The 13,878-nt window shown below is 54.9% G+C and carries 22 protein-coding genes; 3 read left to right on the top strand and 19 right to left on the bottom strand.

Annotated elements, in window-relative coordinates:
• Positions 1 to 56: 56 nt before the first annotated feature.
• On the top strand, positions 57 to 1,193 hold the full coding sequence (locus CEE69_RS05505) for a BNR-4 repeat-containing protein (RefSeq protein WP_233214879.1): 1,137 nt from the start codon (positions 57 to 59) through the stop codon (positions 1,191 to 1,193).
• 15 nt (positions 1,194 to 1,208) lie between these two features.
• Positions 1,209 to 1,415 (top strand): hypothetical protein, encoded by a 207-nt coding sequence (locus CEE69_RS33075; RefSeq protein WP_233214878.1) that lies wholly within the window; start codon positions 1,209 to 1,211, stop codon positions 1,413 to 1,415.
• A gap of 631 nt (positions 1,416 to 2,046) precedes the next feature.
• Here CEE69_RS33075 and CEE69_RS05495 read toward each other — a convergent pair.
• The gene (locus tag CEE69_RS05495) at positions 2,047 to 2,460 is read right to left on the bottom strand and encodes a hypothetical protein (RefSeq protein WP_099259753.1); all 414 of its coding nucleotides are present in this window, start codon (positions 2,458 to 2,460) and stop codon (positions 2,047 to 2,049) included.
• 325 nt (positions 2,461 to 2,785) lie between these two features.
• On the opposite strand from CEE69_RS05495, the gene CEE69_RS32395 reads away from it, so the two are divergent.
• Positions 2,786 to 3,130 (top strand): hypothetical protein, encoded by a 345-nt coding sequence (locus tag CEE69_RS32395; RefSeq protein WP_158230973.1) that lies wholly within the window; start codon positions 2,786 to 2,788, stop codon positions 3,128 to 3,130.
• Between the two features lie 90 nt (positions 3,131 to 3,220).
• Here CEE69_RS32395 and CEE69_RS05480 read toward each other — a convergent pair whose 3' ends face one another.
• The 18 genes from CEE69_RS05480 to CEE69_RS05390 all read right to left on the bottom strand — a co-directional run bounded on the left by CEE69_RS05480 (position 3,221) and on the right by CEE69_RS05390 (position 13,770).
• Positions 3,221 to 3,580 (bottom strand): hypothetical protein, encoded by a 360-nt coding sequence (locus tag CEE69_RS05480; RefSeq protein WP_143549171.1) that lies wholly within the window; start codon positions 3,578 to 3,580, stop codon positions 3,221 to 3,223.
• Positions 3,581 to 3,744: 164 nt separating this feature from the next.
• Positions 3,745 to 4,290, bottom strand: coding sequence for an HAD family hydrolase (locus CEE69_RS05475; protein ID WP_099259750.1), 546 nt, complete (start codon positions 4,288 to 4,290; stop codon positions 3,745 to 3,747).
• A 253-nt stretch (positions 4,291 to 4,543) separates the two neighbouring features.
• Positions 4,544 to 4,936: an SMI1/KNR4 family protein gene (locus CEE69_RS05470; protein WP_099259749.1), complete on the bottom strand. Its 393-nt coding sequence runs from the start codon at positions 4,934 to 4,936 to the stop codon at positions 4,544 to 4,546.
• 199 nt (positions 4,937 to 5,135) lie between these two features.
• Positions 5,136 to 5,465, bottom strand: coding sequence for a hypothetical protein (locus CEE69_RS05465; RefSeq protein ID WP_099259748.1), 330 nt, complete (start codon positions 5,463 to 5,465; stop codon positions 5,136 to 5,138).
• Between the two features lie 160 nt (positions 5,466 to 5,625).
• Entirely contained in the window at positions 5,626 to 6,024 is a 399-nt protein-coding gene (locus CEE69_RS05460; RefSeq protein WP_143549168.1) for a hypothetical protein, read from the bottom strand.
• A 137-nt stretch (positions 6,025 to 6,161) separates the two neighbouring features.
• Positions 6,162 to 6,638, bottom strand: coding sequence for a hypothetical protein (locus CEE69_RS05455; protein ID WP_143549170.1), 477 nt, complete (start codon positions 6,636 to 6,638; stop codon positions 6,162 to 6,164).
• Positions 6,639 to 6,775: 137 nt separating this feature from the next.
• Positions 6,776 to 7,126 carry a hypothetical protein gene (locus tag CEE69_RS32390; protein WP_099259746.1) on the bottom strand — a complete coding sequence of 117 codons (351 nt, stop codon included), beginning with the start codon at positions 7,124 to 7,126 and terminating at the stop codon, positions 6,776 to 6,778.
• Between the two features lie 170 nt (positions 7,127 to 7,296).
• Positions 7,297 to 7,800, bottom strand: coding sequence for a CbrC family protein (locus CEE69_RS05445; RefSeq protein ID WP_158230972.1), 504 nt, complete (start codon positions 7,798 to 7,800; stop codon positions 7,297 to 7,299).
• Positions 7,801 to 8,131: 331 nt separating this feature from the next.
• Complete coding sequence (locus tag CEE69_RS05440; RefSeq protein ID WP_099259744.1) at positions 8,132 to 8,416, bottom strand: hypothetical protein; 285 nt, start codon at positions 8,414 to 8,416, stop codon at positions 8,132 to 8,134.
• Between the two features lie 159 nt (positions 8,417 to 8,575).
• On the bottom strand, positions 8,576 to 9,055 hold the full coding sequence (locus CEE69_RS05435; protein ID WP_099259743.1) for a hypothetical protein: 480 nt from the start codon (positions 9,053 to 9,055) through the stop codon (positions 8,576 to 8,578).
• Between the two features lie 138 nt (positions 9,056 to 9,193).
• Positions 9,194 to 9,637 (bottom strand): hypothetical protein, encoded by a 444-nt coding sequence (locus tag CEE69_RS32385; protein WP_158230971.1) that lies wholly within the window; start codon positions 9,635 to 9,637, stop codon positions 9,194 to 9,196.
• A 150-nt stretch (positions 9,638 to 9,787) separates the two neighbouring features.
• Positions 9,788 to 10,180, bottom strand: a complete 393-nt coding sequence (locus CEE69_RS05420; protein WP_099259740.1) for a hypothetical protein — start codon at positions 10,178 to 10,180, stop codon at positions 9,788 to 9,790.
• Positions 10,181 to 10,422: 242 nt separating this feature from the next.
• Complete coding sequence (locus CEE69_RS05415) at positions 10,423 to 10,803, bottom strand: DUF4304 domain-containing protein (RefSeq protein WP_158230970.1); 381 nt, start codon at positions 10,801 to 10,803, stop codon at positions 10,423 to 10,425.
• Positions 10,804 to 10,996: 193 nt separating this feature from the next.
• Complete coding sequence (locus CEE69_RS05410) at positions 10,997 to 11,344, bottom strand: hypothetical protein (protein WP_099259738.1); 348 nt, start codon at positions 11,342 to 11,344, stop codon at positions 10,997 to 10,999.
• 183 nt (positions 11,345 to 11,527) lie between these two features.
• Positions 11,528 to 11,926 (bottom strand): hypothetical protein, encoded by a 399-nt coding sequence (locus CEE69_RS05405; RefSeq protein ID WP_143549168.1) that lies wholly within the window; start codon positions 11,924 to 11,926, stop codon positions 11,528 to 11,530.
• Between the two features lie 147 nt (positions 11,927 to 12,073).
• Positions 12,074 to 12,667, bottom strand: coding sequence for a hypothetical protein (locus tag CEE69_RS05400; RefSeq protein ID WP_158230969.1), 594 nt, complete (start codon positions 12,665 to 12,667; stop codon positions 12,074 to 12,076).
• A gap of 167 nt (positions 12,668 to 12,834) precedes the next feature.
• Complete coding sequence (locus CEE69_RS05395) at positions 12,835 to 13,218, bottom strand: hypothetical protein (RefSeq protein ID WP_233214877.1); 384 nt, start codon at positions 13,216 to 13,218, stop codon at positions 12,835 to 12,837.
• Between the two features lie 150 nt (positions 13,219 to 13,368).
• Positions 13,369 to 13,770, bottom strand: a complete 402-nt coding sequence (locus CEE69_RS05390) for a contact-dependent growth inhibition system immunity protein (RefSeq protein ID WP_099259734.1) — start codon at positions 13,768 to 13,770, stop codon at positions 13,369 to 13,371.
• Positions 13,771 to 13,878: the final 108 nt, after the last annotated feature.

The following is a 13,878-nucleotide window of genomic DNA, read 5'->3' as shown; positions in this document are numbered from 1 at the left end:
TTGCTGATCGCAATGACTTCGCTCTTTTGCGCTGACTTTTCAGTGCGGATGAACCGGTGACGTTGAACCAAAAGGCCGATGGCTATCGCGGCGTTTGGTACATGAACCAACCATCGGGCGACGAGTACGTCTACAAGTACAGCGGAGGTCTGGGAACCTACTGCTCCAAGCACAAACCATTCGCGATCTACAGCGAGCAGGTCAACAAAACGTTCTTCTGCTTCGGAGGCGCGACGGCCGACGACAATCGTAAATTGCTTCACATGGTTTCGTACTACGACCATGAGACCAACACCGTTCCCCGCCCCACGATCCTGCTGGACAAGCTAACTGACGACGCCCATGACAACCCCGTGATTTCCGTCGACGACGAAGGCCACCTTTGGATCTTCTCAACGTCTCATGGACAATCGCGTCCCTCGTACATTCACCGCAGCAAACGCCCCTTCGATATTACCGAGTTTGAATTGGTGAAAGCGACCCGGGCCGATGAGAATGGGCGAACTCCGATCACCAACTTTTCCTACATGCAAATGTGGCACTCGGGCAACGGCTTCCAAGCCTTCTTCACTCGCTACAACTACCCCGCCGCTCGCACGATTTGCTTCATGAGCAGCGTCGACGGTCGCGAGTGGAGCGCGTGGCAAAAATTGGCCGCGATGGGACAAGGGCACTACCAAGTCAGCGGCATCGGCGAGTCCAAAGCCGGATCGATGTTCAACTATCACCCGCAAGACAAAGGACTCAACTGGCGGACCAACCTGTACTACATCGAAACGCCGGACAACGGCCGAACCTGGACAACGGCAGAAGGAAACAAGCTTTCATTGCCGCTGAAGGAGGTCCACAACAAGGCTTTGATCCATGACTACGAAGCCGAAGGATTGAACGTGTACCTAAAAGATCTCCGCTATGACACGAACGATCATCCCGTGCTGCTTTACATCACTAGCCAAGGATACGAAGCCGGTCCGAAGAACGATCCGCGCACGTGGATGTTGGCACGTTGGACGGGTAGCGAATGGAAACGCTCTCCCATCACCACTTCAGACAACAACTACGACGCCGGAGAACTATGGCTGCTGGCCGACGACGACTGGCGAGTCATCGGGCCAACGGAAAAGGGACCGCAGCCCTACAACCCGGGCGGCGAAGTCGCGATGTGGAAGAGCGCCGACCAAGGTGCAACTTGAATCAAACTGAGGCAAATGACCAACAACAGCGAGATGAACCACACCTACGTCCGACGAGCCCTCCACGCACACCCAGACTTCTTTGCCATCTGGGCCGACGGGCACGGACGAAAGCCGTCGCACTCCCACCTGTATTTCTCCAACGCCGCCGGCGACGTATTCCAACTCCCACGGAACATGACATCCGAAACGGCCAAACCAACCCGGGTCGAACTGAAGTAACGTCACGGCAAGCTTCGCCAAACTGTGCCACACCCCAAGCCTGTGCAGCGAATGGCTATATCCCTGAAGTCAATCGCAACGCAATCAGAAAAGGGTGAGGAACGGAAGTCGCGACATGCGATCCAGCGAAGTCGCCCAATAGAAGGTTTTTGCAACACCCAATTTACCGGAGTGTCCCCACCGCAAAGCGACTCGTTTGAAACAAGGATTGACGTTCAGGCTCGTACCTCGCTGACCCCAAATACCAAATAACTGTGCAGCCAGTTAACTATGCCTCAGAACCAGCATTCCGTTGAATCACAACCGATTCGTCAAGACGTTCGAGCTTGAACCAATTGTTTCCGAACGACGACGCATCCACGCGCACAGAATCGGAAGAAATGTGTCGAACATCAACGAAGAATGTGACGAGGCCACCAGGGGCGGTTGCCTCGGTCTCAATTGGCGGTTGGTCAGCCAAAGCCAGCAATTCATAAAATGGCAATGCGCGATGATGGGCGATCAATACCGACTCAACCGAAGCAAAGGTGGTTTGAATCGGATTTGATTGTGCAATGAGTTCAAGGCTGGCACCACGACGAAGGTGTGTCCGAAGGGCCTTTGCGTACAACCCATGTTATCCGCCGCTGCGCTACGGGGAAGGTGTCCATTGGTCTGGATTAGAATTCCAGCCGTCCGCAGTGTGCCAGCGAATTTCGGACACGCCCGAATCATCGGACAGAAATCGGTGGATTGCATTTGCGACCGTGTCAATTTCTGCGTCATAGTTCTTGCGCAGGAACCAGTCGAGAAGGCCGCGACTGGGGTCGCACGAGATGAGCCATTGTCGTGGAACGTCGTCAACGAGTCCGACCATTACGTAGCAACGGCGAGAACTGGCAGGAGCGAATAGCGTGAATGCATAGTCGAGGGAATCAAGGGACCAGTCGCCCAGCCCTTGAGACGCAAAGGAGGCAACCATCGCAGCGGCAATGTCCTCGCCGAACGGTTGAGCATCGTTGTTGAGTGTCGTCGAATCACGTTTGAAACTGACGTGAGTCTTCATTGATCTGCGGCGGACAACGGAAGGTTTTTACGACACCCGCCTCATACGAAGCTAGAAGATGTCGAATTATCAAGAAACATACCAAAGGTTCGCTGCTTGAACAAAGAGCGAGGGTGTGCCGCTGTCTCCGTCGGAGGAAAGTGTCAACGAAGCTATAGATGTTCACAGTCAAAAGCGGTTACCAGTTGAGAGCGGCCCTTGCGTAAACACCCTGTTATGTGCCACCACGCGCTGGCGGAAGGTCGTCAGTCGACACGAAACCGTTCCACCACGGTAGAGCCTCGGATTCGAGGTCAGCAACCGCGCGGCCAATCGAACCATCGACATGGTCGACGTATTTGCAACGGTAGAATTCTTGGTTATTGAGCCAACGCCCGTTGGGCGCACAAGGCGTCCAATCATCATCCGGAACGGCCATGACGCCATAGCAAATCGTAATAGCATTGGATCGCATTTTTTGGAAGAAAAACACGTCGCGGATTGGGCCACGGTCGCGGATGAAATACGTCGTTGCGCGGAGTTGCGAGAAGCCGTGCGCGCCGACGCCGTCAACGAGCCTGCGAATGATCGCACGCTTCACTCTGGGAAACGGGTCGGCATCAGGCATGATCGGTGGCACATAACGGAAGGTTTTTACGACACCGCCCTGAACGAAGCGAGCGATGTCTGAATTATTGGAGATTGTACCAAGGCCAGCCCGCGTTGACAAAGTTGGAAGGTGTGCCGCAGGACCAGCGTAAAAACCATGTTGTACGACCGGTCAATGCCAAGCAATTTTGGCCGAGAGTTGACCGGTGATGGCAGTATCAAGAAATGCGGCAATGCCATCCGCGGTTGAAACACATTGGGACAGTGGGAAATCGTCGATCTGTCCGTTTTCGAGTCGGAATTGGTCACAATCGTCGTCGGATGCGTTGGGAGTCTGTGACCACGCACCATCAGAATCACGGTAAACAGCGGCGCGACGTCCGTTAAGAAAAAGTGCCAGTTCGCAGTCGCCATCGCGGTGCAGCCAGAATGCGCCAGTGCCGTCCGGCGCGATTAAACGGTCGATCAAGCCAGCAAGGTCTGACGCGGTGTTTACGTCATGGAAGTCCTGCATGGATTGAAGTTTGAGCATCTACTTCGGTAGGTCGCACAACGGAAGGTTTTTACGACACCGCCCTAAACGAAGCGAACGATGCCTGAACTACCGGAAATTGTACCAAGGCCAGCCCGCGTCGCCAAACAAGGAAGGTGTGCCGAAGGCCTCAGCGTAAAAACCATGTTGTCGGACGCGATGCGCTACGAGTGAGTTCTCCATCCGCGTTTTTCCATCCGTCGATAGTTGTCGGCAGTGCGAATTGAGCCGAGATATCCAGTCAATTTCTCAAGTTCGTCGTCCGGTTCGCCCTCGAAGGGCGAAACATAGACAGCGTTCCCATAGTTTCGTTGCATTTTTGACGGGGTATCGTCAATGAAAAGGATTCGACGCATGTCGAAGCCAAGGCGTTTGACCTTGCGGAGGTCTTTGATGAAGACGGTCTCGAAACGTTCAGGGTCCATGCGTTGCACACAGCGTTCCCGGCCCCAAACGAATTCAAATTCAACGTTTTGAGGACGTATGGCGGCGGCGATTCCGGAGACGTAGTCGTTGGTTGCCGACGACCAAATCGCAAGGGTGTACCATTCCGCAACGGCAGCAAGAAACGAATCGAGGTGCGGTCGGCGGTAGATGTGAAACGGCCCAACGCGAAAGTCGGCTGGGCGATCCAGTTCCCGCTCGGAACCGTAGATGAGAGTCTCGTCAACGTCGAGTATCAGGAGTCGTTGTGGATCATCGTTGGTCATAGGGCTGCGGAACCAATCGACTAGCGTCCGACAACGGAAGGTTTTTACGACACCGCTTTCTCACTGAAGTCAAAAAGCGTCGCAACACAAAACAGTTTACCAAAAGGTACCCACGTTGCCAAAGAGGCGGTGTCCACGGCGTTGCAAACCAACACGCGACAACGGAGCGAACAAACGTGGCAAGCCGGGCGAGTCTCCAACGACGAAGCCGTGGCCTTGCGTAAAAACCATGTTACACGCCGCTTGCCCCGCGTTACAGGTCTCCAAAGTCATCCGCAACCTTGTGAATGTCGCCAGTTTCGTGATCCCACCAAAAGACCGCGTGATTGAGCAGTTCCGGATGATCGGCTTGCGGCATCAGGATTAGTTGGTCGCCACCGCCATTAGCACCGATTGCAACTGCATTGGGCGGGAAGTCGGGCCAGTCATTTGCGGCCTTGGTCTCGCGCACGACGTCATTGCACGTTCTTTTGAGGCGCTTTTTGTCGCTGGTGTCAAAGATCGTGTAGAGCATCCACGCGTCGGGAGGAGTCTCCACGCTGCCGCCGTTAGATTTCAACATCGCGTTGACGTAAGCGGGCGGAAATTTGACGCCGAGTTTGCGTTCAGTCTCGGTGACGAACTTGATGTCGACGGGAAATGGCATTCGACTGCGGCGTGTAACGGAAGGTTTTTACGACACCGCCCTAAGCGAAGCAGTGGAGCTTGAATCACGAAAAGCTAATGATACGCCAGCCAAGCTTGAAGTGCAAAGGAAGGTGTGCCCGAAGGGCCTAGTGTAAAAACCATGTTGCACGACCGCCGCGCCGCCAGATAGGTATCCATCCGAAAGCGCATGCAAGCGATCATGGCGATCCAAGTGTATCGGCAGAAAGCAAAGAGGGATCATGAACCGCCGTGATCGTGCCGCGTGCGACAACGCGAGCACCCTCGGCAATGTCGAAAGCGAGGCCAACGTGAAGACGCCCAACGAACGATGGAAGAGCGTGAAATGAGAATGCAACGCGACCAGTATCACCGCCAGCCATCGACTCACGGTCGAGCAACGTGATGGTCAAGCCATCGTAAGCGTCGTCGATCGTGATACACGGTCGGTATCCGGAAAAGAACGGCGAGTGTCGCCCGCCGTCAGATTCGGGCGACGCAAACAGTTCCGCCTCCGCGTGTGTGTCCATTGATTTGAGGTCGTGCAACGGAAGGTTTTTACGACACCGCCCTAAACGAAGCGAGCGATGCCTGATCTACTAGAGAGTGTACCAAAGCCAACGCCGGTTGCCAAAGAACGAAGGTGTGCCGAAGGCCTAGCGTAAAAACCATGTTGGCAGACACGGCGACCTACGAAGCCGGTATCCATGTGTGAGATTCCGCAAGTTCCGAGACGTATTCGCGCGAATCGGTCTGAATGACGCCGCGACCGCGCCAGTCGAATGTAATGCCCCGTTTCTTTTTGGGCGGTGGAACCCGAACCAAGTCCACGAAAAGCATGGCGGATTTAATATCCGCCAGCGGGATTCCGCGTTCGTCGAGTTGATGCTTGAACCACGCGGACATTTCTCCAGCGATGTACGTTTCGAGCGCACCGCAGGAATCGTGGACACATGTGCCAGCGAGGACATCCACGGTTAGCGCGCCATCGGGCAGCGCAGCGAACGTTTCGAGGTCAGATTGCATCCGCCAACCGTAGAACATCTGGCAGAAGACGTGAGCGTGATCTTTGAGGACTTTGTGGCTCACTAGTGTCTGCCAACGGAAGGTTTTTACGACACCGCCCCGAACGAAGCGAACGGTGCCTGAACTACGGAAATTGTACCAAGGCCATGGCCCGTTGCCAAAGAGCCAAGGTGTGCCGCAGGCCTAGCGTAAAAACCATGTTAGGTGCCACGGCACCATGCGAGAAAGCGTTGCCAAAGTGATTTCGGCTGGTCTTTGGTTAGGTCAAAAGTCGCATTAAAGCTACCAGCTTCGTTGACGGTCAATTCATCAGCATCGCCAAAGAGTGCCTCGAACCCAGCCATGGCGTCCTCTTCGGCGGCCGCCTGAGGAGCACGATCCTCGTCGGAAATGTCGACGCGATGAAAAACGGGATAGCCTGGAACAAGTCGCTGTGCATTGTCCCAGTATGATTGGTCATCGTCGGACAATTCATCACCAGCCCAGAGTTTGAAGCGAATGCTGAATAGGCGAAAGATCAGATCGCGGTCGGATTTTGGGACGTCCATCAACGTGCGGAAGTCGGGGATTTCGTCAGCCCAGTAGATGCCGCCCATGGGAATCATGCAGCTGAGACGCTCCGCGTCAGGGTCAAACGTGAGCGGTCGGAGGCAATCAATCGCTCCATCACTCAACATCTAGTGGCACCTAACGGAAGGTTTTTACGACACCGCCGTGCGATGCCATTCAAGTTTGAACAACCAGAGATTCTACCATTAGAGGGAGGCCTGAACAAACGACAGCGGTGTGCCGAAGGCCTAGCGTAAAAACCATGTTATGTGCCACTTGAAGCGGCATTTCGGAACAAGCGTTCGCAAAGGTCAGCGGCATACGAGTCGGGAAATTGGGTTAAGCCCGCGATTGCGTTATTGAGTTCTGAGGTGTTTTCGTGCGTGACGGCAGCATAGCCAGTGTCATCAGCGATGCCATTGAGCCAAATGCCAATGGGCACGCCGGTAGATTGCACTGCGGCAATGTACCGCTGTGCCTCCGGGTCAGACGGCAATCCATGTTCGTCTAGTGTCGACAGCGGAAACGCGAAGAACGTCCAGTGACATACGCCGTCAACGGCCAGCGAGTCGAGGTCGACCAAAGTATCGAGGTCGATTGGGCCATCGTACGGCATCGGCGATTATCTGTGGCACATAACGGAAGGTTTTTACGACACCGCCCTGAACGAAGCGAGCGATGCCTGAACTACCAAAGATTGTACCAATGCCAAGGCTCGTTGCCAAAGAGCCAAGGTGTGCCGAAGGACCCAGCGTAAAAACCATGTTGTGTGCCACTGAAGCGGCATTAATCGCAGTCTTCATGAAAACGCAAGCCACCGCACGAAACGCATTGAAAAACGTAGTAGGTGAGCGATCCGAAATCATTGTTGCCAATGGAATCCCAGTCTGGTGCTTGAAACCAGTCCGCGATGGCGTCCGCAGGAGATTCGGAGTCCGGAAGCGCGCCTGCGGGGAGCGAACCGAGAAATGCACACGGGCGTTTGCAGCAGAATTGCCAGCGTTCGCCCTGCCATGAGTAGTAATCCGGCGTCCGAATGATCTCGAACAGATACTCCGAGTCGACCTGGACATGGAACCACGTTTCGTCGGGGAAGTTTGGATCAACGGGTTGCGGAATAAGTTTGTAGTCGCCGAGAACAGGTGGATTGCCGAGTGGAAGCCCGTGAGTGCGGCCCAACCGAGCATCCTCTACCCGCACCATCCCGAGTTCCGTGTCGACAGTGTGGTCAACCTTGCCGCCGCGAAAACACTGGTAACAAGCGTCACAGAATCGAATTGTTGTTGGCATACTGCAGACGCAACACGTACCAGCGGGATCGGTTCGGGCGTGGGCCACTGGGGCCTTGAACAACGGGAACGGCATGCCAAGGTCGTCAAACGTTTCCATGAATGATTAACTCGTGGCACACAACGGAAGGTTTTTACGACACCGCCCAAAACGAAGCGAGCGATGCCTGAACTGCGAGAAATTGTACCACCAGAGGGCAGCTTGAACAAACGACAGCGGTGTGCCGAAGGCCTAGCGTAAAAACCATGTTGTCGGACCGTCGCGTTGCTAATCAGTGCTCCATCACCTGACGGTCGCAAGCGACCGCGCACAGACCGACAATTCGGCATCGCTATTCGATGATTTTGCCGCACCAGAGAAAGTCCGCGAACATTCGCCAGCTTGGTTCGGTCTCGGGCGGGGACAGCGGCCGGTCGGTGAAGTACTCGCAGGCGGCATAGAGGTATGAGGAGATGTCGCCGTTTTGCCAATCATGCGCGCCCCCGAGCATGTAACGCGTCGGTTCGTCGCGTTCGAGTTGCTGAGCGGCCTCGCGTTCGTCAGCCAATGCGCGGACGAAAGCGAGAAACGTGTCGCGATCGTTAACGTTCTCCAACAGGTCGTAGAGTTGCGCCATGGAAACTGAGGTCCGACAACGGAAGGTTTTTACGACACCGCCGTTGACGAAGCGGTGGATTTTGAATCACGAGAGATTGTACCAATGCCAACGTACGTTGCCTACCAACGAAGGTGTGCCGAAGGCCTAGCGTAAAAACCCTGTTGTGCGGCAATTGAACTACCGGATCCAGTTGATTCCGTGATCGCCCATCTGCATGAACCCCGGATTGACGCCGGAAATTGGGCCATCGGTTGAATCTAAATTGGATAGGAAGCGAATCGGAAAGACGTCGTCGGCGTTGCGTCCCAGCAGGCGATACGCGGAGTCCATCCAGTCGCGAGTTGGTTCGAGGACGCCCCACCAAAACATGATTTGGCCGCCATCAGTGACGATGACCGGTTGGGTCACACCCAAATCGTCATCAGATTCGCATGGCGGTGTCACGTACCCAACAGCAGTGGAACCGTCAGCAAGTGTGAACGTCGCGGAAACCACGAACATGCCAGCAGTCGCGTTTACCTGTCCACGTTGAGTGGATGGGCGAACGGTGCATTCGTCCTGTCCTTCGTTACCTTCCTCATCGGAGGCAAACTCCCAAACGGGAGACGCGACAAGGTCCGCAGCAGTGAGTTGGTCGATTTGTTTTCGATTTGTCATTGCCGCACAACGGTAGGTTTTTACGACACCGCCCTGAACGAAGCGGACGATGCCTGAACTGCCGGAAATTGTACCAAGGCTATGGCCCGTTGCCAAAGAGCCAAGGTGTGCCCGAAGGGCCTCAGCGTAAAAACCATGTTAGGCGGCAGACACGGGAGCGGGTGTCGGTGTGCAGTTGTCGTGATCCGCAAAGTCGTCCCAGCACCAAAGAGTATCCGAAAAACCGCTGTTGGTGAGGATGGAGTGGACGTCGGTAGCGAGTTGATGAACAGAGTCAGGCAATGCCGATGGAACAGCGCCGAACAAACGTGAGATCATCGAAGGAAGTCGGGTGGGTGCGAGTTGAAGAATCCAGCGGTCGTCATCACCGTGAAACGGCAAGAGGACGAGTTGGAGCGACTGATCGTCGCGGTTGACCGGCAAGCAAAAGCCCGAATCACGCCAATCGTCGATTTCGCCAACTGACCAATCGCGAGCGGAAAGGTTGGAATGCAAAATCCTCGCGATGGATGCGCCGCGAATACGGCGTCCATCAGGTTCAGGCTCAGCGCCACGAAATGTTGCGTTCTGCGAACGGGCCACCGTCTGCCGCCTAACGGAAGGTTTTTACGACACCGCCCTAAACGAAGCGAGCGACGTCTGAACTACGAAAGATTTTACCAACGTCGGCGTCGGTTGCCTACCAACGAAGGTGTGCCGAAGGCCTCAGCGTAAACACCATGTTGTCGGGCACTAGCAGCGGAGTGCAGCTCGCCATTTGTTGAGCGTTTCGTCCTCAATGCGATCACCGAATGTACCGCGACCGCTGGGCTGCACGAACACATCTAGATCAGGTAGCGAAATCGCATGCGGGGCAACAATCGCAAGTAGTTCGAGGAGGAAATGCTGCGGTTGTTGCGTAACAGCGCCCATATGAACCGACATGTAGATTTCGGTCAGGTTTTCGACAGCGTGATGGAAGTCGCCGCCAACCTCATACGGCAGTTGGGCAGCGATATCGGGCGGCGGCAGGTCGCCCAACCCGTGTAGGTCTAGCAGTGCCAAGTTTTCGCCCCAATCGCAGATGTCGCATTGCGCGAAAGAGTCAACATACGCTATCAGTTCGACGACTGCGGGATGGCGCACGCCAATTACATCGCAGTAGCGTGCAAAGAGTCCGCCACCGATGAACTGTAACGCGCGAACAGAGAGGTCATTAAGGTTAGCTATGGTTTACGCCTGTGCCCGACAACGGAAGGTTTTTACGACACCGCCCTAAACGAAGCGAGTGATGCCTGAACTACGAAAGATTGTACCAAGGCCAGCCCGCGTAGCCAAACGCGGAAGGTGTGCCGAAGGCCTCAGCGTAAAAACCATGTTAGCGGACACTAGGCGCTCCAGAGCCGGTCTCCGTCTGAATCAAGAAACGCAAGCACCTCGGTAGCCGACAGGTCGCAACCATTGTCGCGGCCAGCAAAATCGAACCAGTGATCGTCCAGCGGGTCAGTCGCCCCAAGACGAAATCGGGATCGTGGGCTGAGGTAGGTGACGTTCATTTTGGACTGCGGGATAACCGCACCGTAAGAGGTCGTGAAATCGCCAGATGCACAGTGGCCAAGTTCGACGACAAACGATCCGCCGGACGAGCGGAATTGGAAGGTGAGCAAACGCAGGGTGTCGTCCACAACGCATCGGAAGTGGGGCATCGAGCCACGGAAGCCACGTTGACGCAAAACAGGAACAACGCGGTCACGCAGCACGTCGTTCATTGCGTCTCGATCTGCCAATAGTCTGTGTCCGCTAACGGTAGGTTTTTGCGACACCGCCCTGAACGAAGCGAGCGACGCCTGAACTACGGAAGATTCTACCACCAGATGGAGGCTCGAACAAACGGCAGCGGTGTGCCGAAGGCCTAGCGTAAACACCATGTTGGTGGACGCTGAATCTCGAACACGGTCACAATCACGCCTGCTCGTTCAACGGCCGCCAAGAAAGTTCGTTGCCGCGAGAAAACACTGGAGCAAGGTGGATCGGATGCCGTTCTTGGGAATCAATCTCGATGAACCAATTGGCTTTGATGATGTCATTGAAGGCGTCAAACTCATCGGCGTCAGGGCCGTCCATAGGGTCTGCAGCCGTTCGATCATTCCAATCCTCGCAGAACAGGATGTATTCAAGAATTCGACGATGGGTCGGATCGTCGGTAACCGCCAGTAGCTTAATGCTGCCGAACCAAGTGACATCACTGTACTGAGTATCGAACAGATCGCCGACGAGTAGCTTTTCGCAATAGAGTTTCTTGGGAGTCACGAGATGCTCGAATTGCGGGACCAGTAAGGCGTGTCCACCAACGGAAGGTTTTTACGACACCGCCCTAAACGAAGCGAGCGATGCCTGATCTACTAGAGAGTGTACCAAAGCCAACGCCGGTTGCCAAAGAACGAAGGTGTGCCGAAGGCCTAGCGTAAAAACCATGTTGGCAGACACGGCGACCTACGAAGCCGGTATCCATGTGTGAGATTCCGCAAGTTCCGAGACGTATTCGCGCGAATCGGTCTGAATGACGCCGCGACCGCGCCAGTCGAATGTAATGCCCCGTTTCTTTTTGGGCGGTGGAACCCGAACCAAGTCCACGAAAAGCATGGCGGATTTAATATCCGCCAGCGGGATTCCGCGTTCGTCGAGTTGATGCTTGAACCACGCGGACATTTCTCCAGCGATGTACGTTTCGAGCGCACCGCAGGAATCGTGGACACATGTGCCAGCGAGGACATCCACGGTTAGCGCGCCATCGGGCAGCGCAGCGAACGTTTCGAGGTCAGATTGCATCCGCCAACCGTAGAACATCTGGCAGAAGACGTGAGCGTGATCTTTGAGGACTTTGTGGCTCACTAGTGTCTGCCAACGGAAGGTTTTTACGACACCGCCCTGAACGAAGCGAGTGATGTCTGAACTACGATAGATTCTAGCAATAGAGGGAGGCTTGAACAAACGACAGCGGTGTGCCGTAGGCCTAGCGTAAAAACCATGTTGTGTGACCTACGCGCCGGGAGAGCGTAGCTGTGGGAATCTGTCGAGTAACGCGTGGAAATCGGGTTGCGATTCATCGTATACGCGATTGACATTGAACATGTCAGGGTCGTCATAGTCGAGTGACCATGCCAGCCAATCGTCAATCACGGCGCGACCAGTGCCAGAGATCAATATGCCGTGGGTCAAGCGGCCGAGTACACGAAGCATCGTTTGGTGCAGAAAATCGACAACTGGATCGAGGTTTACCTTTGCGCGAAAAGTAATCGTTGGCAACCCAAGTTGAAGCCGTTCGACATCATCGAGCAGCCAGTCGTAGAACTCGGCCTGCCGTACGATTTCGTGCGTCAAATCGGTGTAGCCGATCACGACAGCGGATTTCCAGTCAGCGTCGGGCACGCCGAAGGAATGTGATGTCGCGTCGATTTCGCGATGTTGGAGTGCGACGCCAACCTGAGAAGCGTGGTCTACGATTGCAGAAGGAGGTGAATTGGCAAGCGTCGCAGTGGGTGACACAACGTGCGAGAAGAAGTCCTCAATGCGGATGGACTGTTCAGCTTCGCGTCGCATTCGCTTGCGTTCTTCTTTTGACGGTTTGCCCATGGGAAGACTTAGGTCACACAACGGAAGGTTTTTACGACACCGCCGTTGCGATGCCATTGAAGTTTGAACGACGAAAGATTCTAACAGCAGATGGAGGCTTGAACAAACGACAGCGGTGTGCCGAAGGCCTAGCGTAAAAACCATGTTGTGTGACGCTACGCGTGGTTTCATCCCAGCCATGATTCGGCAAGAGTCCGAGAAATTGAGGCATCGGGAGTCGATTTACCGTATTTGGTTGCGAGCAGTTCGATGTGTTCGGAAATCTCGGCCATCGCAAACGCATCGGTGTCGGAAATCATCTCACGTTCTGTGCAGGGAACAACGTAGACCAAGAATGGGTCGTCGAAGATCGTGAAGATTGCAACATCGTGCGTGATGATGAAGTTGACGAAGGGTGCTGCAATATCGCTACCGTGAGCGACCTCATCAGCGTAGATGTCGTCGCGAACCTCACGTGTGTGCCGACGCAGGTTGGAAGCGGTGAAAGTATCGCAACCAGCCTGACGGAGTGCAGCGGAAACAGAACGCTCGAAGCTGGATAGATCGTCCATCTGCGTCACACAACGGAAGGTTTTTACGACACCGCCCTAAACGAAGCGAGCGATGCCTGAACTACGGAAGATTCTACCAAATCCAAGGCCCGTTGCCAAAGAGCCAAGGTGTGCCGAAGGCCCCAGCGTAAAAACCATGTTATCCGCCCGCTACGCTGTCCATCGGACAATGAACGCAAGGCATTTGCCCCGAATTGCGTCATTGTCGGTTGTGTCGCGAGCAGACGTAGCCACAGGCAGCATCCGGGTCAGCAGGTCGTCGTGAGAATCCCAGAATGTGTCATCGAGCGAGAGGACATTGCGTAAGAGATCGCCGGGAAAAAAGTCGCCCTCAGCGAGCGGTTTCGATTCAAGTCTCGCGACGGCAATCGGCATTAGGTGCGGCAGACCAACAGATTGACCAATCGTGATGCGTAAGTCCTCGATGGTGAAGTGACCAATGGGTTTGTGTCGCAGCGGATGGACGGTGGCAACGAGGTGAGAGTCAAACGTTGGGTCACCCCAGTCGTTGCCCTCGAGTTCGGTGAGCGTCTTGTCGAGTGTTTGGCTCACGGAAAGCTCGGAGCGGATAACGGAAGGTTTTTACGACACCCGCCCCGAACGGAGCGAACAAGTGTCGAATCACCAGACAGTTTACCAAAGGATCGCCGCTTGAACAAA

Origin of the sequence: Rhodopirellula bahusiensis, assembly GCF_002727185.1 — a bacterium.
Lineage (GTDB): Bacteria > Planctomycetota > Planctomycetia > Pirellulales > Pirellulaceae > Rhodopirellula > Rhodopirellula bahusiensis.
This window is presented reverse-complemented; position numbering and strand designations above follow the sequence as displayed.